The sequence below is a fragment of the Streptomyces sp. 8N706 genome (assembly GCF_052245415.1).
Classification (GTDB): Bacteria; Actinomycetota; Actinomycetes; order Streptomycetales; family Streptomycetaceae; genus Streptomyces.
Genome location: NZ_JBQQBW010000027.1, coordinates 52,267 through 73,517 on the forward strand (window position 1 = coordinate 52,267; position 21,251 = coordinate 73,517).

Here is a 21,251-nt window from a genome sequence, read left to right on the forward strand (position 1 = left end):
ATGAGTGACCATCTCACCCTGACCGAGCCTCAGGACTCCGCCTCCGCCGCGGGGGAACCCCTGCTCAGCACCGAGGGTCTGACCAAGCACTTCCCCGTGCACGGCGGCTTCCCCTTCAAGCGGAGGGTCGGCGCGGTGCAGGCCGTCGACGGCGTCGATCTGAGCGTCCACGCGGGCGAGAGCTTCGGCCTGGTCGGCGAGTCCGGCTGCGGAAAGTCCACCACCGGCCGGCTGCTCACCCGGCTGCTGGAGCCCACGGGCGGGAAGATTCTCTACCGCGGGCAGGACATCACGCACGCGGGCCGCAAACAGCTGGCCCCCATCCGCTCCGAGATCCAGATGATCTTCCAGGATCCGTACTCGTCACTGAATCCGCGGCAGACGGTGGGCACGATCATCGGCGGTCCGATGGAGATCAACGGCATCAACCCGCCGGGCGGCCGGGAGAAGCGGGTACGCGAGCTGCTGGAGACCGTGGGTCTCAACCCCGAGCACTACAACCGCTTCCCGCACGAGTTCTCCGGCGGCCAGCGCCAGCGCATCGGAGTCGCCCGGGCCCTGGCGCTGGAGCCGAAGCTGATCGTCGCGGACGAGCCGGTCTCGGCCCTGGACGTCTCGATCCAGGCCCAGGTCGTCAATCTGCTCCAGGAGCTCCAGCGGGAGCTGGGGATCGCCTTCCTCTTCATCGCGCACGACCTGGCCATCGTCCGGCACTTCTCGCAGCGGCTGGCAGTCATGTACCTCGGGAAGGTGGTGGAGGTCGGAGACCGGGACTCCCTCTACAACCGCCCCCGTCACCCGTACACCCACGCGCTGCTGTCGGCCGTCCCGGAGGCCGTGCTGACCGATGAGGAGGAGAGCGAGGGCCGCGAGCGGATACGTCTCGCCGGCGACGTGCCGTCCCCCATCGACCCGCCGTCCGGCTGCCGGTTCCGTACGCGCTGCTGGAAGGCGCAGGAGCGGTGCGCGACCCAGGAGCCGCCGCTGGTGCGGATCAGCGGCAACCGCGAAGGGCACCTGACGGCGTGCCACTTCCCCGAGGAGCCGACGACCGCGGCGCGCGAGGAGGACGTCATCCTCGATCCCGCGCTGGCGGCGATCGAGGCGTCCAAGGACCCGACGTGACGCCGGGCCGGTAGCTCCGGTCACGCCGGACCCGCGCCCGCCGCGCCCCGCGGACGGGGGTCCGGCGTACCGGCGACGCTGTCCCCTGTCAGGGCTGGGGCTGGGGCGTCTCCCCGTCGGGCCGCACCCGGTCGCCCTGCCGCACGCTGCTGCCCGGCTCCGCCGGCTCCTCGGGCCGAGGGGGCTCTCCCCGTCCGGTCGGTTCCGTGGGCCGGGCCGCTACGACCTCCGGCCTCTCCTCGGCGAAGTGGCATGCCGAGTCATGTGCCGCCGGGCCCCCGGCGTGGCGGAACGCCTCCGGGACCGCCGGCACGGGCACCTCCAGCGCGCACCGCTCCTGCGCCTTCCAGCAGCGCGTACGGAACCGGCAGCCGGACGGCGGGTCGGCCGGGGACGGCACATCGCCGTACAGCAGAATCCTCCCCCGCCGCTCGCGCGCCTCCGGATCGGGGACCGGCACGGCCGAGAGCAGCGCCTGGGTGTAGGGGTGGGTCGGATGCTCGTAGATCTGCTCCTCGGTGCCGGTCTCGGCGAAGCGGCCGAGATACATCACCGCCACCCGGTCGGAGATGTGCCGGACCACCGACAGGTCGTGCGCGATGAAGACGTACGACAGGTCGAACTCGTCCTGGAGCCTCTCCAGCAGGTTGACCACCTGCGCCTGGACGGACACGTCCAGGGCCGAGACCGGTTCGTCCGCGACGATGATCTCCGGCCGGAGGGCGAGGCCGCGGGCGATCCCGATGCGCTGGCGCTGGCCTCCGGAGAACTGGTGCGGATAGCGGTGGATGTACTCCGGGTTGAGGCCGACGACGTCCAGCAGCTCCTGCACCTTCCGTCGCCGGTCGCCCTTCGGCGCGGCCTCGGGATGGATCTCGTACGGCTCGCCGACGATGTCGCCCACGGTCATCCGGGGGTTGAGCGAGGTGTAGGGGTCCTGGAAGACCATCTGGATGTTCCGGCGTACGGCCTTCAGCGCCCGGCCGGACAGCCTGCTGACGTCCTCGCCCCGGAAGCGGATCCGTCCGGATGTCGGCCGCTCCAGATGGACCAGCAGCTTCGCCAGGGTCGACTTGCCGCAGCCGGACTCCCCCACGATGCCGAGGGTCTCACCACGCATCAGGTCGAAGGAGACCGTGTCGACCGCCCTCACCGCGCCGATGTGCTTTCTGAACACGACGCCCCGGGTGAGGGGGTAGAGCTTGGCCAGCTCGCGCACTTCGAGGATCGGCTCAGGCATTCAGCTCGTCCTTCCAGAAGTGGCAGGCACTGGCGCGGCCGGGGATCTCCGCGCGGATCTCCGCCCCCCGCCCGCCCCCCGGAGGGCCGGCCCCGTCCGCCGGCACGGGGAACCCCGGCTCGGTGACCGGATGGAGCGGCGGCCGGTCGGTCCGGCAGACGTCCTGGGCCCGGGGGCAGCGGGGATGGAAGGGGCAACCGGGCGGGACGGCCATGAGGTTGGGCGGCAGGCCCCGGATGGCGGAGAGCTCCCGCCCCTTCCGGTCCAGGCGCGGGATCGAGTCGAGCAGGCCCCGGGTGTACGGGTGCGCGGGGCGCTTGTACAGCTCGTGCACCGGTGCGGTCTCCACGACCCGCCCCGCGTACATCACCGCGATCCTGTCGGCGACGTCGGCGACCACACCGAGGTCGTGGGTGATCAGGATCAGACCCATCCCGTACTCGCGCTGCAGCTCGGCAAGGAGATCCATCACCTGGGCCTGGACCGTCACATCAAGAGCGGTGGTCGGCTCGTCCGCGATGATCAGTTCCGGTTCCAGGGCCAGCGCCATAGCGATCATGATGCGCTGCCGCATACCGCCGGAGAACTGATGCGGATAGTCACCGACGCGGCTGCGCGCGGCCGGGATCCGCACCCGTTCCATCAGCTCCACGGCTTTCAGCTTCGCGTCCCGGCGGGACATCCTCCGATGGACCCGGAACATCTCGCCGAGCTGTGCGCCCACCGGAACGACCGGGTTCAGCGAGGACAGCGCGTCCTGGAAGATCATCGCCATCCTGGCTCCGCGGATCCTCCGGCGGTCCTCCCGGCCCATGGTGAGCAGGTCCTCGCCCCGGAAGAGGACCTCGCCGCCGGTGATGAAGCCGGGCGGGGTGTCGAGGATGCCCATGACGGCCTGCGCGGTGACGGACTTGCCGGAGCCCGACTCGCCGAGCACGGCCAGCGTCTCCCCCGCGTCGACGCCGTAGGACACCCCGTTGACGGCTTGGGCGACACCGTCCCTCGTACGGAACTCGACCCGCAGGTCGCGCACGTCCAGCAGGGTGGTCATGGCGGGCTCCTCAGCGCAGCTTGGGGTCGAGGGCGTCGCGCACCGCGTCGCCGAGCATGATGAACGCCAGCACTGTGATGCTCAGCGCGCCGGCCGGCCAGAGCAGCATGTGGGGGGCGTTGCGGATCTGCGGGGCGGCGTTGGAGATGTCGATGCCCCAGGAGACGGTGGGCGGGCGCAGTCCCACGCCGAGGAAGGACAGCGTGGCCTCCAGCGAGATGTACGTACCGAGGGCGATCGTGGCGACCACGATGACCGGGGCCACCGCGTTCGGAGCGACATGCCGCAGCAGAATCCGGCTGTCGCTCGCACCGAGCGCGCGGGCCGCCTGGACGTAGTCGTGCTGCTTGACCGTGATCACCGCGCCGCGGGCGATACGGGACACCTGCGGCCAGCCGAGCAGAACGATGAACCCGACGACGGGCCACACGGTGGTGCTGGTGACGACGGAGAGGAAGACCAGGCCGCCGAGGACGACCGGGATGCCGAAGAAGATGTCGGCGGTCCGGGAGAGCAGGGCGTCGCCCCACCGGCCGAAGTACCCGCCCAGGCCGCCGAGGAGGCTGCCGAGGAGAGCCGCGCCGAGGGTGGCGCAGACGCCGACGGTGACGGAGGCGCGGGCCCCGTAAACGGTACGGGTGTAGACGTCGCAGCCCTGGGTGTCGTACCCGAAGGGATGCCCCGGCCCCGAGCCCTGCTGGGACTTGGCGAGATCGCACGCGAGCGGGTTTCCACTGGCGATCAGCTGCGGCCAGACCGAGATCAGGACGAGGAAGACGATCAGCAGCCCGGAGATGATGAAGACGGGGTTGCGGCGCAGCTCCCGCCAGGCGTCCGACCAGAGGCTGCGGGGTCTGCCGGGCGGTCCGTCGGCCGGCCCGCCGCTCATCCCGCCGGGAGGCTCGTCGGAGCCGGGCGGGCGCTCCAGTGTCCCGCCTTCGCTCACGGCGAGGTCCATCGCGCCTCCCGCCCCGGTCGGGGCGACGGCCTCCGTCGGGTCGTACGGCTGCTCAGGCATAGCGGATCCTCGGGTCGAGCACGGCGTAGAAGAGGTCGACGACCAGGTTCGCCAGCAGGAAGACGAGGACCAGGATGGTCACGAAGCCGACGACCGTGGGGGCGTTGTTGCGGAGGATGCCCTGGTAGAGCTGGAAGCCGACGCCATGGATGTTGAAGATCCGCTCGGTGACGATCGCCCCGCCCATCAGGGCGCCGATGTCCGTTCCGATGAAGGTGACGACCGGGATCAGCGAGTTGCGCAGCAGATGCCGGGTGATCACACGCCGCCGTGGGAGTCCTTTGGCGATGGCGGTACGGACGTAGTCGGCGCGGACGTTCTCCGCGATCGAGGTCCGGCTCAGCCGGGTCACATACGCCAGGGACACCAGCGCCAGGACGACGCCGGGCAGGATGAGTTCGTCGAAGGGTGCCTCCGGTGACACCGAGGGGCTGACGACGTCCCAGGTGATGCCGAAGAGGAACTGCAGCAGATAGCCGGTGACGAAGGTGGGGACCGAGATGACGATCAGGGTGAGGAACAGCACCGTGGTGTCGACGCTCCGCCCGCGGCGCAGCCCGCTGAGCACTCCGAGGGTGATGCCCACGAGCATCTCGATGACGATGGCGACGAGGGTCAGCCGCAGGGTCACGGGCAGGGCGCTGGACATGAGCTCGGTGACGGGTTGGCCGTTGAACGCGGTGCCGAAGTTTCCCTGGAAGATCTGGCCCATGTAGTGGAGGTATTGCTTCCAGAGCGGCTGGTCGAGATAGAGGTCCTTGCGGATCTGCGCGGCGGTGGCGGGGTCGGGGGCCTTGTCGCCGAAGAGGGCCGCGACCGGGTCTCCGAGCGCGTACACCATGAAGAAGATCAGGAAGGTGCTGCCGATGAACACCGGGATCATCTGGAGCAGCCGTCGGATCACATAGCGTCCCATGGGGGCTCCGGGGGTGGTGGGCCAGCAGAGGTGAGCCGCGGGCGGACCCGGTGCCGGGCCGGACGCCGGGCCTCGGGGCGCAGGGGTGGGTCAGGTGACCTGGATCTCGTTGTAGACGGGGACGCTGAAGGGGTTGAGCCGCACGTTCGAGAGCCGCTCCGAGTAGCCGCCGGTGCCGTTCTGGTACCAGAGCGGGATGGACGGCATGTCCCTGGCGAGGATCTTCTCGGCGCTCTGGAACGTCGCCACGGCCCTGGCCGTGTCGGGTTCGGCGTTGGCCTCGTCGACGAGCCGGTCGGTGTCCTGGTTGCTGTACTTGCCGTCGTTGGACGAGGCGTCCGTGTAGTAGAGCGGCTGCAGGAAGTTCTGAATGAGCGGGTAGTCCATCTGCCAGCCGGCGCGGAACGGCCCGGTCATCCGGCCGCTGGTGATCTGGTTGCGGAAGTCGGCGAAGGTGCCGACCGGCCTGACGGTGCACGCCTGGTCGTTGCCGAGGACGTTGTTGACGCTGTTGCAGACCGCTTCCGCCCAGACCCGGTGGGATCCGGTGTCGACGTTGGTGGTGAGGGTCATCCTGCCGCCGGGGAGGCCGCCGCCCTCCTCGATCAGCTTCTTCGCGGCCGCGGGGTCGTACGTACAGGCGTCCCCGCAGAGCCCCGCCTTGTAGCCGCCCTGTTCACCGAGGACCGGCGAGGTCCAGTCGGTCGCGGGGGTACGCGTCTTCTGGTAGATCTGCTCGGTGATCTGCGGGCGGTTGATCGCCCGGGAGATGCCGAGCCGCAGCTTCTCCTTTCCCGGGCCCCAGTTCTTGTCGTAGAAGGGGAAGGCCAGGGTCTGGAGGATGCCTGCGGGCTGGTTGATGTAGCGGCTGCCGAGATCGCGCGGCGCGTTCTTGAGCTGGGAGGACGGGATGTCGTCGGCCAGGTCGAGATTGCCGGACAGCAGATCGGTGTAGGCGGTGTTGTTGTCGGTGTAGACCTTGAGGTCCACGCCGCCGTTCTGCGCCCTGTCGTTCCCCGGGTACTCGTTCCAGGCGCGCAGTTTCATCTGCGAGCCCTTGGCGTAGGAGTCGATCGTGTACGGGCCGTTGCCCACCGGCTGGCTCAGCCAGGCGGCGTGGTCGGTGAAGAAGGTCCGCGGGAGCGGGGAGAACGCGGCGTAGCCGAGGGTGTCGGGCCAGGTGGAGAACTTCTGGGAGAGCTTGACGGTGAAGGTCCTGTCGTCCTTCACCGTCAGGCCCGAGAGCGTCTTGGCGGTGGGGGCGCCGGATTCCGGGTGGACCCGGTCGTAACCCTCGATCATCCCGAAGAAGGGCGCGTTCTTCTGCTTGTTGGTGATCAGCGCGGCATAGTTCCAGGCGTCCACGAAGGACCGCGAGGTGACCTTCTCCCCGTTGCTGAAGGTCCAGCCGTCCTTGATCGTGACGGTGAAGTTCTGCGAGTCGGAGGTCTCGATCCTCTGGGCGACCATGTCCTGCGCGGCGCCGGTCCTCGGGTCGTACTTCTTGAGCCCCCGGAAGACCATGTCCAGGACCTTGCCGCCCTGGACCTCGTTGGTGTTGGCCGGCTCGAGAGGGTTCTGCGGATCGGCCCACGAGGAACTGACGATTCCCCCGCCGCCGCTGCCGCCGCTGTCCCCACCACCGCTGCCGCAGGCCGTCGCGGCGAGAGCGACGGTCACAGCGCATGCGGCCCACTTGGCGTGCGTGGCTCCGCGCATGGTGTGCCTCCTTGGAGTGCCAGGTCCACTAGCCCCAAATAACACCCCAATATGCAGCAAAGATCACTTATGTTACGGGGGTACGCGCGGGCGGCGCGGCAGAACCGCCCGAATGCACGGCAGCTCTTGGCGCGCCGGGAGGTGAGGATCTGCGCGCCCCTCTCCCGCCCGGCAGGGGCGCCGGAGACGGCACCCTGACGGCGCGTCCGCACGGGGAACGATCCGCCCCCGGTGCGTGGCAGGACCGTAAGAGATATGACGCTCCGTCATCAGCAGCTCCCGCAGAGAGCGGCGAAGGGCCCGGCGCCCATCCGTCGGGATGGGGGCCGGGCCCTGGGCGGTCCTTCAGGCGCGCCGGCGCCCGAAGGGACGTCAGCGCTTCGCGCGGGAGGCGGCGCGGCCGCGCTCCTTCTGGTCCAGGACGACCTTGCGGATACGGACGGTCTCCGGGGTCACCTCGATGCACTCGTCGTCGCGGCAGAACTCCAGCGACTGCTCCAGCGAGAGCAGCCGCGGCGGAACCAGCGACTCGGTCACATCCGCGGTGGAGGACCGCATGTTGGTGAGCTTCTTCTCCTTGGTGATGTTGACGTCCATGTCGTCGGAGCGGGAGTTCTCACCGACGATCATGCCCTCGTACACCTCGGTGCCCGGGGAGACGAACAGCACGCCGCGCTCCTGGAGGTTGGTCATCGCGAAGGCGGTGACCGCACCGGCCCGGTCGGCGACCAGGGAGCCGTTGTTACGGGTGCGCAGCTCGCCGAACCACGCCTCGTGGCCCTCGAAGATGGAGTGCGCGATACCGGTGCCGCGGGTCTGGGTGAGGAACTCGGTACGGAAGCCGATGAGGCCGCGGGAGGGGACGATCCACTCCATCCGGATCCAGCCGGACCCGTGGTTGGTCATCGTCTCCATACGGCCCTTCCGCGTCGCCATCAGCTGAGTGATGGCGCCGAGGTGCTCCTCCGGGGAGTCGATGGTCATCCGCTCGATGGGCTCGTGCAGCTTGCCGTCGATCTCCTTGGTGACCACCTCGGGCTTGCCGACGGTCAGCTCGAAGCCCTCCCGGCGCATGGTCTCGACCAGGATGGCGAGGGCGAGCTCACCGCGGCCCTGGACCTCCCAGGCGTCGGGGCGCTCGGTGGGCAGGACGCGCAGCGAGACGTTACCGATCAGCTCACGGTCCAGACGGTCCTTCACCAGCCGGGCGGTGACCTTGTGGCCCTTGCCGCCCTTGCCGACCAGCGGTGAGTTGTTCGTACCGATGGTCATGGAGATCGCGGGCTCATCGACGGTGATGAGCGGAAGGGCGACCGGGTTCTCCGGGTCGGCGAGCGTCTCGCCGATCATGATCTCGGGGATCCCCGCGACAGCGCAGATGTCACCCGGGCCGGCCTTCTCGGCGGGCTTACGGGTGAGCGCCTCGGTCATCATCAGCTCGGTGATGCGGACGTTGGAGATCGAACCGTCGCGCTTGATCCAGGCGACGGTCTGCCCCTTCTTCAGCTCGCCCTGCTCGACGCGGAGCAGCGCGATACGGCCGAGGAAGTTGTCCGCGTCCAGGTTGGTGACATGGGCCTGGAGCGGGGCGGCCTCGTCGTACTGCGGCGCGGGGACGGTGTCGAGCAGGGTCGAGAAGAAGGGCTCGAGGCTGTCGCTGTCGGCCGGGACGGTGCCGTCCTCCGGCTTGGTCAGCGAGGCGATGCCGTCACGGGCGCAGGCGTAGACGATCGGGAACTCGATCTGCTCCTCGGTCGCGTCCAGGTCCAGGAAGAGGTCGTACGTCTCGTCGACGACCTCGGCGATCCGGGAGTCGGGGCGGTCCGTCTTGTTGATGCACAGGATGACCGGCATCTTGGCCTGCAGGGCCTTGCGGAGCACGAATCGGGTCTGCGGCAGCGGGCCCTCGGAGGCGTCCACCAGCAGGACGACCGCGTCGACCATCGACAGACCGCGCTCGACCTCACCGCCGAAGTCGGCGTGGCCGGGGGTGTCGATGATGTTGATGGTGACCGGGTCCCCGCCGTCCTTGGGGTGGTACTTCACCGCGGTGTTCTTCGCGAGAATGGTGATGCCCTTCTCGCGCTCGAGGTCGTTCGAGTCCATCATGCGCTCGTCGAGGTGCTCGGCGGCGTGGGCGGCGAAGGCACCGGCCTGCTTCAGCATGGCGTCGACGAGGGTCGTCTTGCCGTGGTCGACGTGGGCGACGATGGCGACGTTACGAATGTCGTGGCGCGTGGGCATGAGTGGCTTGCGCTTCTCTCGGATCGTGGGATGCGGCGTCTCGTTCCTCGTACGCCCCGCCGGGCGGCACGCCTCGGCTGTCCCCCATGGTACGTGGACCGCGAAAGCCCCGTCTCCCCGGAGATGCTCAGGCCCTGTCCGGGCGGGATCGGGCCGGGCCCTGGGCCGGCCCGGGCCGGAGGCGGGGGGAGTGCTCGGGCAGCTCCGGCACATGCCGGGCGGCACTCCCTCGTCACCTTTTTCGTGGCCCCGGGCCGGGCCCCGGCCACCGGGCCCGCATGACGTTTCCCCCTGTCGACCATGGCCCCGGGGAGAGGTCGGGCCGGGAGGTACCGGGGGACCGCTGCGAGGGGCCCGGCCGGAGGCGGGGATGCCGTAGCCGTGGGCCCCGCTCCGTCGCAGTCAGGGAGTCGCGGGCAGGCGAAACCGTCCGGACAACGCATGACGCCGTTACGGCCGGGAGCCGGGCCGGTTCCTCCTGCGGCACCGCACCGCCTCCGGACGGGAACGGGCCGGGTCCTCCGGCACCGGGCCGCCGGTCAGGAGCGGGGCGGGTCATCCTTGGCGCAGCCGAGCCGGGCCGCCTCGCGCACCCCCGCGGGCCGCTTCCTCTCCGGCTTCCTGTCGCACGCCACGATGTCCAGGTCGGCGCCCGCCTTCCAGGTCAGGACGTGCCCCGAGGTGATCTCGTCGCCTCTGCCGCCGCCCCGGCAGGCATAGCTGAAGTCGGCCTCGATCAGCTTGATGGAGCGGGAGGTGAGATAGCGGCCGGCCTTCTCCGCGGGCCAGCTTCCGGTCGCGCTGCGGTCGTCCCGGGACGTGGCCGGGGAGCCGTTCGACCCATCGGCCGCCAGGCCGTCGCCCGCCTTCAGATGCCGGGCGAGGGCGTGGATCACCGCCTGGGAGGGAAGGACGGGGCCCCGGGTCGTCACCGAGGGCGTATAGCGCGCCAGTTCCTTGTTCCTCTCGGTGCTGACCTGCTGGCCCTTGCGGTAGCTCTTCGCCGGGGAGAGGTCGGTCAGCGTGGAGCGCTGGGAGATGTTGAACCACCGGTACGTGCCGTCCTCGCACGCCCGCGGCGACGGCTGCGGTGACGGCCGGGCAGGGGCGGGGGCCGGGCTCTTCGGGGGCAGCGCGGCCGCCGGCTTGTCATCGCTCCGCGACGAGCAGCCCACCCCCGCCGTCAACGCCACCACCGCCGCCGTTCCCACGATCCACGCGCGCCGCATGCCGTGCCTTCCCCCGCTGTCCGATGTGATCGAGAACATGACCTCCGGGGACACTTCCCCGATACCTTTCGTGAGAGATCCAGAGGATCCGGGCCGCTCGCCGCGGTGGGACCCCGATCCGGGCCTACTTGCGGAAGCCGATGTCCTGGTAGCGCGGCGTAGCGAAACCGAAGGCGCCCACATTCGCCAGGTTCGAGCGCGCCGCGATCAGCTGCGGGCGCTGGTAGAGCGGGATCGAACCGGCCACCGCCCAGATCCGGGCGTCGGCCCGGCGTACGAGATTGCGGGAGGCCGCGGCGTCCAGCTCGGAGACAGCCTGGTCGAAGAGCTGGTCGATGTGGTCGGTGCCGACCCGGGTGTAGTTCTGCTCGACGATCAGGGAGCCGTCGGCCGCGGGCTGCGGCTTGGCGAAGATCGGGCGGGCGTCCGTGGCCGGGTAGGCGCTGGCGGGCCAGGACCACAGCGCCAGGTCGTAGTCGCCCGCCGCGATGTGGTCCTTGAAGTAGCTGTCGTCGGTGACCTTGGTGATCTCCGTACGGATGCCGATCTCCATCAGCATCCTGGAGATGCTCTCGCCGACGGTACGCAGCGGCTCCGCGCCGGAGCCGGTCGGCAGAACGAAGCGGAGAACCAGGGGCTTGCCGTCCTTGCGGACGACATGGACGTCGGCCGACTTGGCCTTGCTGCCGCCCGTCCCGGCCTTCTTCTCCTGCGTCCGTTCCTCCTTCTTCTCCTGCGTCCGTTCCTCCTTCTTCTCCTGCTCCTTCTTCTCCTGGTCCTTCCCGTCCTCGCCGTTCCGGTGGTCCACCGAGCCGCCGGCCTTCGGGAGGACCGACCCGTCCCGGCGCCAGCCCGCGGAGGTGAGCAACGCCTGCGCGGCCTCGGTGTCCTGGCTGCCGAGCGCGGCGCTGTTGTCCTGGTAGCCCTGCTGTCCGGCCATCAGCAGATGGCTGCCGAGCGGCTTCGCGGGCAGACCGAGCGGCTTCAGGACCGTGTCGGCGATGGCCTGCCGATTGATCGCGCGGGCAACGGCCCGGCGCACCCGGTCGTCGGCGAGCGGCCCCGATGCGCCGTTCAGCGCGAGCTGGGTGTAGGCGGGCTCCAGGGCTCTGCGCACCGTGTAGCCGCGGAGCGTGTCCTGCCGGGCCGCCTCGGCGCGGCGTGCCCGCTCGGCCGCGCGCTCGTCCTTCGTACCGTGTGCCCTGGCCCAGGCTCTGAGCGCCTCCGCCGGGCCGGCGTGTGCGGAGCGCAGAGCTCCGGCGAGCGACTCGCCGCCGAGGGCCGCCTGCTGGGTCTGCTTGGCCTTCTCGCCCTGGACCGCGCCGTTGCCCTGTGCCGCCTGGATCTTCTCGACGGTCGGCCGGTCGATCTCGGCGATGTCCAGCTCCCCGGCGCTCAGCGCGGCGCTCCGCCGGTCGCGCGGGACGGCCTGGAACACCAGCGTGTCGAGCTTGGCCCGGGCACCCCACCACCGGGGGTTCCGTACGAGCGTCACCTTGCCCTTGCTCTTGTCCTTCTCCTTGGCACTGTCGACGCTCTTCAGGGCGAAGGGCCCGGCCGTGGCGGTCAGGGCCTTGCGGGCGCCGTCGTTGAAGCCACCCGCAGTGCCCATGACGCCCTTGGGATAGAGCGGAGTGAACAGCGAACGCCAGTCGGTGTAGGGCTTGGCGAAGGTGACCCGGACCTCCTGCGGGCTCCTACCCTGTTCGATCTTCTCGATCCGCTCGTACCCGGCGTTGCGCGCGGTCCAGTACGCACGGTCCTTGCCGCTGAGCGCCTTCCACTGGGCCGTGAAGTCCTCGGCCCCGAGCGCCCGCCCGTCGCTCCAGGTGGCGGCGCGCTTCAGCTTGTAGACCACGACCTGCTTGGGTTCGCGCTCCAGGACGTCCGCGGATTCGAGGTAGTCGCGGTTGCGCCGCGGACGGCCGCGCTCGTCGAGGGTGAACAACGCGGGCAGGACGGCACCGGCGATGCGGTCGCTGGTCGTGTCGGCGTCGGCCTGGAACGTATTGAGGGTCGCCGGCACGGAGTCGATCGCCCAGCGCACCGTACCGCTGCCCCGGACGTGCCCGCGGGCGGCGGCGGCGATGTCCTGGGGAACGACCGGGGCCTCGGTACGGGTCTCGGAGGTACTGCATCCGGCCAAAACAGGCAGGGGAAGAAGCGCGCCCGCCGCGAGAAGCGCGGTGCAGCGGCGCTTACGGAAGGCCGCCGCGCCTCTGACGCCGTCGATGGACATGGCTGAACCTCCGGGCTGCACACGTTTGGCCGCTTATGCGTTTCATCGCACCTATTGCGGGACCACTGAAGTCGAGCGAGCCCGTCCCGGAGCGCAGACACGGCGTGCGAGCAGGGTTTCCCACCCGGAGGGAGCAAGGCCGCCCAGGGCGCCCGGAGGCCGCGTGCGACAACGGCCGAACGCATACGCCGACACGAAAGCGGTAATCGTGGTAGATCCCTAGCCAAGCTAAGATGTGACGCGCGACACTCTCATGCGCATCAGCGTTGTCAGCGTCCCTCCTCGCCCTCCTCCGGCAGGAGGGGCCTCTGCGGAAGTGAGGGCAAGCCATGTCGCTTCAGGACGATCTGACAGCCGCACAGCGCTCGGTCGAGGAGCTGACCCGCACCGTCGGCCGACTGGAGCAGCAGGTCGGGGCCGGCCTCGAGATCCGCCGCGTGCGCACCGACGCGGACCATCTGCGGGAGAGCCTCGCCCTGCTGCGCGAAACCGCCGCCGAGCCGTCCCAGACAGCGGCCCGGCGCCCCGATCTGGTCACCATCCCCGACGCCCCGTACAACAGCGCCCTGTGGGCGGACGCCGAGGACGAAGGTCTCGGCGCGCGCGACCGGCGCGCGCCCTAGCGGGCGGCACGGACCGTCACGGCCTGCGCCGCCCAGTGACGGACAACACCGCACCGCGTCCACAGCCGATCCCACTCCAGCACGGAGTCCCTCTTGGCCACTGGCACCGAACCCCGACCGGGCACCGACGATTCCAGGGACGCTCGGGGAGGAGTGCGCTCCCCCGCGCGCGCCACCATCTCCGCCGGGCATCTGCGGACCGACCGCTGGTGGCTCGCGCCGGCCGTCACCGCCGCCGGTCTGTTCGCCTTCGTCGTCTACTCGACCTGGCGGGCCTTCGCGAACACCGACTACTACGCGGCCCCGTATGTCTCGCCCTTCTACTCCCCCTGTCTCGCCGAGAACTGCGAGACCATGAAGGGCGGCCCGAACTGGGAGATCTTCGGCAGCTGGTGGGGCCTCTCACCCGCCCTGCTGATCCTGATCTTCCCCCTGGGCTTCCGGCTGACCTGCTACTACTACCGCAAGGCCTACTACCGGGGCTTCTGGGCCTCGCCCCCGGCCTGCGCAGTGGCGGAGCCGCACCGGACGTACACCGGCGAGACCCGCTTGCCGCTGGTCCTGCAGAACATCCACCGGTACTTCTTCTACGCCGCGCTGCCGGTGGCCGGCATCCTCACCTACGACACCGTGCTCACGTTCCGGAACGCCGAGTACGAGTGGGGCCACATGGGGCTGGGCACCCTGGTCTTCCTCGTCAACATCGTGCTGATCTGGGCTTACACCCTGTCGTGTCACTCCTGCCGGCATATCGTCGGCGGCCGCCTCAAACACTTCTCGAAGCACCCGGTGCGCTACCGGCTGTGGGGCTGGGTCGGGAAGCTCAACGAGCGGCACGCGCTCCTCGCCTGGGCCTCGCTGATCAGCGTCGCGCTCGCCGACTTCTATGTCTATCTGCTCGCGACCGGCGCGTTCGACGACCCGCGGCTCTTCTGAGAGGGAGATGGAAAACGATGACCCAAGTCGACCGTCAGGCGTGGGACGTGGTCGTGGTCGGTGCGGGGGGCGCGGGCCTTCGCGCCGCCATCGAAGCCCGCGAGCAGGGCATGCGGACCGCCGTCATCTGCAAGTCCCTCTTCGGCAAGGCCCATACGGTCATGGCCGAGGGCGGCATCGCGGCGAGCATGGGCAATGTCAACGAGGGGGACAACTGGCAGGTCCACTTCCGCGACACCATGCGCGGCGGCAAGTTCCTCAACCAGTGGCGGATGGCCGAGCTGCACGCACGTGAAGCTCCGGACCGGGTCTGGGAGTTGGAGACCTGGGGTGCGCTCTTCGACCGTACGGCCGACGGAAGGATCTCCCAACGGAACTTCGGCGGCCATGAGTACCCCAGGCTCGCGCATGTCGGCGACCGTACGGGCCTGGAGCTGATCCGCACCCTCCAGCAGAAGATCGTCTCGCTGCAGCAGGAGGACGAGCGCACATTCGGTGATCATGAGGCCCGGCTGAAGGTCTTCCAGGAGTGCACGATCACCCGGGTTCTCAAGGCGCCCGGCAGCGGGCCCGGCTCCGGGCGGGTCGCCGGGGTCTTCGGCTATGTGCGCGAGTCCGGGCGGTTCTTCGTCATCGAGGCACCGGCGGTCGTGCTGGCCACCGGTGGCATCGGCAAGTCCTTCAAGGTGACCTCGAACTCCTGGGAGTACACCGGCGACGGGCACGCCCTCGCGCTGCTCGCCGGGGCGCAGCTGATCAATATGGAGTTCGTGCAGTTCCACCCCACCGGGATGGTCTGGCCCCCGTCGGTGAAGGGCATCCTCGTCACCGAGTCCGTACGCGGCGACGGCGGGGTGCTGCGCAACAGCGACGGCAAGCGGTTCATGTTCGACTACATCCCGGACGTGTTCAAGGAGAAGTACGCCCAGACCGAGGACGAGGGCGACCGCTGGTACGAGGACCCGGACAACAACCGCCGCCCGCCCGAGCTCCTGCCCCGCGACGAGGTCGCCCGCGCCATCAACGCCGAGGTGAAGGCGGGCCGGGGCTCACCGCACGGCGGGGTCTTCCTCGATGTGTCGACGCGGATGCCCGCCGAGGTCATCAAGCGGCGGCTGCCCTCCATGCATCACCAGTTCAAGGAGCTGGCGGATGTCGACATCACCGCCGAGCCGATGGAGGTCGGCCCGACCTGTCACTACGTGATGGGCGGCGTCGATGTGGACCCGGACTCGACGGCGGCCACCGGCGTCCCGGGCCTCTTCGCGGCGGGCGAGGTCGCGGGCGGGATGCACGGCTCCAACCGGCTCGGCGGCAACTCGCTCTCCGACCTGCTGGTCTTCGGACGGCGGGCCGGGCTGCACGCGGCGCAGTACGCGGCAGGGCTGTCGGGCGACTCCCGGCCCGTGCCGGAGGGCCGGGACATCGAGATGGCGGAGGCGGAGGCGCTGCGCCCGTTCAGCGCCGAGGGCCCGGATCCGGAGCGCCCCGACGGCCGCCCGGCCGAGAACCCGTACACGCTCCACCAGGAGCTCCAGCAGACGATGAACGATCTCGTCGGCATCATCCGGCGGGAAGGCGAGATGACGGAGGCGCTGCACCGGCTGGCCGCTCTGCGGCTGCGGGCGCGGCGTGCCGGGGTCGAGGGCCACCGCCAGTTCAACCCCGGCTGGCACCTCGCCATCGATCTGCGGAACATGCTGCTGGTGAGCGAGTGCGTGGCGCGGGCCGCACTGGAGCGTACGGAGAGCCGGGGCGGCCATACCCGTGACGACCATCCGCAGATGGACCGGGACTGGCGAAGGATCAATCTGGTGTGCCGGCTCTCCGACCCCACGGGCGGCCTGGCCGCGACCGACACCGAGCGGGGGCAGGTCCGGCTGGAGCGGCGTGAGACGACACCCATCCGTGCGGATCTCCTCGGCTTGTTCGAGAAGGACGAGCTGGTGAAGTACCTGACCGACGAGGAGCTGACCCAGTGAGTGCGTACGAGGCCCACTTCAAGGTGTGGCGTGGCGACGCGGACGGCGGCGGCCTGGAGGACTTCCAGGTCGAGGTCAACGACGGCGAGGTCGTCCTCGACATCATCCACCGGCTCCAGGCCACTCAGGCGCCGGACCTGGCCGTGCGATGGAACTGCAAGGCGGGCAAGTGCGGTTCGTGCAGCGCGGAGGTCAACGGCCGGCCCCGGCTGCTGTGCATGACCCGGATGTCGGTCTTCGAGCGTACGGAGACCATCACGGTCACCCCGATGCGGGCCTTCCCGGTCGTACGGGACCTGGTGACGGATGTGTCCTTCAACTACACCAAGGCCCGGGAGGTGCCGTCCTTCGTCCCGCCGGCCGGGCTCGGCCCCGGCGAGTACCGGATGATGCAGGAGGACGTGGGGCGCTCGCAGGAGTTCCGCAAGTGCATCGAGTGCTTCCTGTGCCAGGACACCTGCCATGTGATGCGCGACCACGAGGAGAACAAGGACGCCTTCGCGGGTCCGCGCTTTCTGATGCGGATCGCGGAGCTGGACATGCATCCGCTGGACGAGGCCGCGGAGAGCGGTATCGACCGCAAGCGGACGGCGCAGGAGGACCACGGCCTGGGCTACTGCAACATCACCAAGTGCTGCACCGAGGTCTGCCCCGAGCACATCAAGATCACCGACAATGCGCTGATCCCGCTGAAGGAACGGGCGGTGGACCGCAAGTACGACCCGCTGGTCTGGCTGGGCGACAAGATCCGCCGGAGAACTTAGCCGGACCGGAGGGGGCGGGCGGAAGCCCGCCCCCTCCGTCGTCAGTACAGACTGAGCAGTGCCTCCACCGGGTCGACGGACGCCGACTCGCCGTTCGGCAGGGCCAGTTCGAACCAGACCGTCTTGCCGTGGGGGGTGCGCCGGCTGCCCCAGCCCGCGCTGAGGAGGCCGACCAGCTGGAGTCCGCGACCGCCCTCGTCGGTGTCGCGGGCGCGCCGGCGGCGGGGCTGGACCAGGCCACCGTCCCAGACCTCGCACACCAGCGTGCGGTCCAGCAGCAGCCGTAGCCGGATCTCCCCCTCGCCATACCGCAGGGCATTGGTGACCAGTTCGCTGACCAGCAGCTCTGTGGTGTCCACCAGGGACTCCATGCCCCAGGCGATCAGCTGTCCGCGTGCCTGCTCGCGGGCCCGTGCCACGGACTGGGGCTCGGGGGCGAGCTTCCAGTCGCCGACCGAGTCCGCGGGCAGCCCCTGTACCCGGGCCATCAGGAGGGCGATGTCGTCCTCGCCGTGGTGGGTGTCCAGGGTGTCGAGGACCTGGTCGCAGAGGTCCTCCAGCGGGTCGGGGGCACCCTCGGCGGAGGCCAGGGGCGGCTGGGTGAGTGCCGTACGGAAGTCCTGGAGGCCCTCGTCCAGCGGGTGGTCGCGGGATTCGACGAGTCCGTCGGTGTAGAGCGCGAGCACGCCGCCGTCGGGGAGATCGACCTCGATCTCCTCGAAGGGCTCGCCGCCCACGCCGAGCGGCATGCCAGTGGGGACCTCCAGCATCAGGGCCGACTCACCGGGCTCCACGAGCACCGGGGGCAGATGCCCGGCGTTGGCGAAGGTGCATCGCCGGGTGACCGGGTCGTAGACCGCGTACACACAGGTGGCCAGATAGACCTCCGAGAGATCGGAGGCGGCGTCGCCGGGCCCGTTGCGGGAGGCGGCGCGGGAGGCGCTCGTGCCCCCGTGGGATCCGGCCGGCGCCCCGAGTCCCCGGGCGATCTCGTCGAGGGCGGAGAGCACTTCGGCCGGCTCCAGATCCAGCAGCGCCAACGTCCGGACGGCGGTGCGCAGTTCGCCCATCGCCACGGCGGCCCGCAGTCCGCGGCCCATCACATCGCCGACGACGAGTGCCGTACGGTGCCCCGGCAGCTGGATGACGTCGAACCAGTCGCCGCCGACCTCGGTCGCGGTGTTGCCGGGCAGATAGCGGCAGGCGATGTCGAGTCCGGCGGCCTCGGGGTCGCCGGGCGGCAGCAGGCTGCGCTGGAGTATCAGCGCGCGCTCGTGCTCCCGGCGGTAGAGACGGGCGTTGTCGATACAGACCGCGGCGCGTGAGGCGAGTTCGATGGCGAGGGCGGTGTCACGCTCGCCGAACGGCTCGCTGCCCTTCGTACGGGAGAACTGGGCGAGGCCGACGACCGTGTCGTGGGCGACCATCGGCACGGCGAGGGTGGACTGCACGACGGCCCCGAGCTCAGGGCCGTCGTCGCTGTCCTGGCCGGGGATGACCCTGGCCTGGGCGGTGCGCAGGGCGCTGGCGCAGGGCGAGGTGAACGGGTAGCGGTGGACGGCGCCGACCTCTATGGGCCGCAGCTCGCCGTCCTCGGGGACGCCGCACGCGGAGATGACGACGGGCGCGTCGGACACGGCGCTGGCGAAGGCGACCCGGCGCAGTTCGGCGCTGCCGTCGGCCAGCCCGGGAGGGGCCTCGTCACCGGTGAGCAGCCCTTGGTAGAGGTCCACGGACGCCAGATCGCAGAACTGCGGCACGGCGACGTCGAGGAGTTCCCGGGCGGTGGTCTCCAGATCGAGGGAGTTGCCGATCCGGGCCCCGGCGGCGTTGAGGAGCGCGAGGTTACGGCGGGCGCTCGCGGCCTCGCGCTCGGCGTTGCGCCGACGGGTGACATCGGTGCCGAGCCCGGCCACACCGATCGGCCGTCCGGCGGCGCTGTGCAGCCGGAAGAGGTTGACGGACCAGCGGCGCCGCTCCGGGTCGCCGGGGACCGAGCCGACGAGCTGAAGCTCGGTCACCGGACTGCCGGTCTCCAGAACTTGGCGGAGAGCGACGGTCAGCCGCTCGGCCTCGACCCGGGAGAGGTAGTCGGAGGGGCTGCATCCGCGGTGGGATTCGGCGGTACCACCGAAGACGGCGGCGAAGCGGGCGTTGGCGCGGAGAATCTTCAGGTCCGTCCCGAAGAGCAGGAATCCCATGGGAGATTGACCGAAAACCGCCTGCGACGCGGCGAGGTCGGTCTCGATACTGCGGAGGGCGCGTACGTCCACGACGATACAGAGAGCGCCGTGGCCGCCCCCCTCCGCCCGGGTGGGCATGACGTAGACCTCGGCGAGGCCGTGGGCGCCGGAGCCCTCGATGGCGCGGAAGGGAACGAGGCCGACCCACTCGCGGCCGTCCATGATCTCCGCGATCTTGCGGTACCCGAGGTCGCGCAGCTCGCCCGGGACGAAGGCCTCGATGGGGTCCTTGCCGATGGCGGCGTGGGCGGGGATTCCCAGGAGTTCGGCGGCCCGGTCGCTCCACTGCTCGATACGGCCGTCGGGGCCCAGGGAGAAGGAGGCCACCTGGATGTAGTCGTAGATCGATCCGGGCGGGTGACGCTGCCATGTGGTGGCAGCGGCTGTCTCGTCAGGCGTCTCCGCCCCCGCTGGTATGTCGCTCACGCGCCCGTCCCCTCCAGCTCACCTTGCCCGGACCGGCCTGGGCCAGTATTCAGCACCCGAGCCATCCGGAACACGGCCTTCACGATCACAGCACAGTCTCATTCGAGGGCGTGCGAGTCACCCCTCATGTCCCGCAGCCCACTATCGCATCCAAGATCATTCAGCGTGACCGCTGCCGTGATCAGCACTACCCCTCTTCTCCTAACCAGGCAGGCCGAGCTCGAACCACACTGTCTTGCCTTCATTGCCGCGCCGCGTCCCCCAGCGCCGGGATGTGTGGGCCACCAGTTGCAGACCGCGCCCGCCTTCGTCATCGGGCTCCGCGTCCCGCGCCAGCGGCGGATCGGGCAGCGGGTCGGACACCTCGACGAGCAGTGCGTCGTTCCGGACCCGCCGGATGCGGACTCCGATCGGACCGCTCGCATAGCGCAGTGCGTTCGTGACGAGTTCACTGACCAGCAATACGGTTACGTCGCGAACCGTGTTCAGGCCCCACTCGTTGAGGGTCGAGCGGACCAGGGACCGCGCCTTGCGTACGGAGCCCGGCTCGGCCGGGAAGCTCCACTCGGCGGAGCGGTCGTCCGAGACGGGACGCGTGGCAGGCGGGGCCGGATCGGAGGCACCTGCAGTGTCGCTCACGCCGACCACTTCCAGACCGATGGCAGACCCTGCTGTCCGTTTTCGGGGGGATTTTCGGGATGTCAAGAGGCACATACCCGATATCCGAGGCCAGCTATCGCGACATTCGACGCACTGTGCCACGAAAGGCGCATGTCTTCAGGTCTGCGCCCCGCGCGTCCGGCGCGTCCGCGCCTCCGGCTCCTTGTGCGCCTGTGCGAGAAGGCGCCGCACCACTTCCGCGACCGCCGGCCGGTCCTGATCGAGCCAATCGACCTCGTCCGCCCGGTCCGGGGTGAGCCAGCGCAACTCGTCGTGGTCCTGCAGCGGTCGCGGCTCCCCCGCGGCCAGCCGGGCGGTCCACACATGGAGCACATAACCCTGCGTCAGCGGCCACTCGCCCGGGATCCGCCCGAGAGGTTCCACCTCGACACCGAGCTCCTCACGCAGCTCGCGGACCAACCCCGCCTCCGGAGTCTCGCCGGGCTCGACCTTGCCGCCGGGCAGTTCCCAGCGGCCGGCGAGAGCGGGCGGAGCGCTGCGCCGGGCGGCCAGCAACCGCCCCTGGTCCAGCACCGCCCCGCCGACGACGATCCTCGTCCCGTTCTCCGTCACGCGCCACACCCTACGGCGCGTTTCAAAAGTCCCTCCCCCAGACTCCGTCCGGGTGGGGGTCCCCCCGGCCGAAGGCTGGGGGAGTGCCCCCACGCTGCGTTGTCGGGCTCGTCCGAGTACTCCCCTGGCCTTCGGCATGGGGGACCCCAGTACGAGGACGACCTCCCCCAGCCTCCGGCCGGGGGTACCCCCACCGCCTTGCGATCGCACGCACCTGGGGGCACCGCCCAGCGGTAGCTGGGGGAGCCGCGACCCCCGCCCTT

16 protein-coding genes are annotated in these 21,251 nt (G+C 70.1%); 5 read left to right on the forward strand and 11 right to left on the reverse strand.

What is annotated here, in order from left to right; translation table 11 throughout:
* Positions 1 to 1,125, forward strand: coding sequence for an ABC transporter ATP-binding protein (locus tag ACTWQE_RS13110; RefSeq protein WP_443329075.1), 1,125 nt, complete (start codon positions 1 to 3; stop codon positions 1,123 to 1,125).
* An 88-nt stretch (positions 1,126 to 1,213) separates the two neighbouring features.
* Here ACTWQE_RS13110 and ACTWQE_RS13115 read toward each other — a convergent pair whose 3' ends face one another.
* From ACTWQE_RS13115 to ACTWQE_RS13150, 8 genes are all read right to left on the reverse strand, one after another.
* Positions 1,214 to 2,365, reverse strand: coding sequence for an ABC transporter ATP-binding protein (locus tag ACTWQE_RS13115; protein WP_443329076.1), 1,152 nt, complete (start codon positions 2,363 to 2,365; stop codon positions 1,214 to 1,216).
* The gene (locus ACTWQE_RS13120) at positions 2,358 to 3,416 is read right to left on the reverse strand and encodes an ABC transporter ATP-binding protein (RefSeq protein ID WP_443329077.1); all 1,059 of its coding nucleotides are present in this window, start codon (positions 3,414 to 3,416) and stop codon (positions 2,358 to 2,360) included. Before ACTWQE_RS13120 ends, ACTWQE_RS13115 begins: the two co-directional genes overlap by 8 nt.
* Before the next feature lie 10 nt (positions 3,417 to 3,426).
* Complete coding sequence (locus ACTWQE_RS13125; RefSeq protein WP_443329078.1) at positions 3,427 to 4,434, reverse strand: ABC transporter permease; 1,008 nt, start codon at positions 4,432 to 4,434, stop codon at positions 3,427 to 3,429.
* Complete coding sequence (locus ACTWQE_RS13130) at positions 4,427 to 5,350, reverse strand: ABC transporter permease (RefSeq protein WP_443329079.1); 924 nt, start codon at positions 5,348 to 5,350, stop codon at positions 4,427 to 4,429. Before ACTWQE_RS13130 ends, ACTWQE_RS13125 begins: the two co-directional genes overlap by 8 nt.
* A 90-nt stretch (positions 5,351 to 5,440) precedes the next feature.
* Positions 5,441 to 7,069 carry a peptide ABC transporter substrate-binding protein gene (locus ACTWQE_RS13135; protein WP_443329080.1) on the reverse strand — a complete coding sequence of 543 codons (1,629 nt, stop codon included), beginning with the start codon at positions 7,067 to 7,069 and terminating at the stop codon, positions 5,441 to 5,443.
* A gap of 372 nt (positions 7,070 to 7,441) precedes the next feature.
* Positions 7,442 to 9,313 carry a translational GTPase TypA gene (gene typA / locus ACTWQE_RS13140; RefSeq protein WP_443329081.1) on the reverse strand — a complete coding sequence of 624 codons (1,872 nt, stop codon included), beginning with the start codon at positions 9,311 to 9,313 and terminating at the stop codon, positions 7,442 to 7,444.
* 539 nt (positions 9,314 to 9,852) lie between these two features.
* Positions 9,853 to 10,542: a hypothetical protein gene (locus tag ACTWQE_RS13145; RefSeq protein ID WP_443329082.1), complete on the reverse strand. Its 690-nt coding sequence runs from the start codon at positions 10,540 to 10,542 to the stop codon at positions 9,853 to 9,855.
* 124 nt (positions 10,543 to 10,666) lie between these two features.
* Complete coding sequence (locus tag ACTWQE_RS13150) at positions 10,667 to 12,781, reverse strand: ABC transporter family substrate-binding protein (RefSeq protein ID WP_443329083.1); 2,115 nt, start codon at positions 12,779 to 12,781, stop codon at positions 10,667 to 10,669.
* A 329-nt stretch (positions 12,782 to 13,110) separates the two neighbouring features.
* Between ACTWQE_RS13150 and ACTWQE_RS13155 the strand changes: the two genes are divergently transcribed.
* From ACTWQE_RS13155 to ACTWQE_RS13170, 4 genes are all read left to right on the forward strand, one after another.
* Complete coding sequence (locus tag ACTWQE_RS13155; RefSeq protein ID WP_443329084.1) at positions 13,111 to 13,404, forward strand: hypothetical protein; 294 nt, start codon at positions 13,111 to 13,113, stop codon at positions 13,402 to 13,404.
* Positions 13,405 to 13,497: 93 nt separating this feature from the next.
* Entirely contained in the window at positions 13,498 to 14,340 is an 843-nt protein-coding gene (locus tag ACTWQE_RS13160) for a hypothetical protein (RefSeq protein ID WP_443329085.1), read from the forward strand.
* A gap of 17 nt (positions 14,341 to 14,357) precedes the next feature.
* Positions 14,358 to 16,322, forward strand: coding sequence for a fumarate reductase/succinate dehydrogenase flavoprotein subunit (locus ACTWQE_RS13165; RefSeq protein ID WP_443329086.1), 1,965 nt, complete (start codon positions 14,358 to 14,360; stop codon positions 16,320 to 16,322).
* The gene (locus ACTWQE_RS13170) at positions 16,319 to 17,086 is read left to right on the forward strand and encodes a succinate dehydrogenase/fumarate reductase iron-sulfur subunit (protein WP_443329087.1); all 768 of its coding nucleotides are present in this window, start codon (positions 16,319 to 16,321) and stop codon (positions 17,084 to 17,086) included. The genes ACTWQE_RS13165 and ACTWQE_RS13170 overlap by 4 nt, the downstream gene beginning before the upstream one ends.
* A 41-nt stretch (positions 17,087 to 17,127) precedes the next feature.
* Here ACTWQE_RS13170 and ACTWQE_RS13175 read toward each other — a convergent pair whose 3' ends face one another.
* The 3 genes from ACTWQE_RS13175 to ACTWQE_RS13185 form a co-directional block, all read right to left on the reverse strand.
* Entirely contained in the window at positions 17,128 to 19,746 is a 2,619-nt protein-coding gene (locus tag ACTWQE_RS13175) for a SpoIIE family protein phosphatase (RefSeq protein WP_443329092.1), read from the reverse strand.
* A gap of 210 nt (positions 19,747 to 19,956) precedes the next feature.
* On the reverse strand, positions 19,957 to 20,403 hold the full coding sequence (locus ACTWQE_RS13180; protein ID WP_443329088.1) for an ATP-binding protein: 447 nt from the start codon (positions 20,401 to 20,403) through the stop codon (positions 19,957 to 19,959).
* A 129-nt stretch (positions 20,404 to 20,532) separates the two neighbouring features.
* Positions 20,533 to 20,967 carry a (deoxy)nucleoside triphosphate pyrophosphohydrolase gene (locus tag ACTWQE_RS13185; RefSeq protein WP_443329093.1) on the reverse strand — a complete coding sequence of 145 codons (435 nt, stop codon included), beginning with the start codon at positions 20,965 to 20,967 and terminating at the stop codon, positions 20,533 to 20,535.
* Positions 20,968 to 21,251 lie beyond the last annotated feature (284 nt).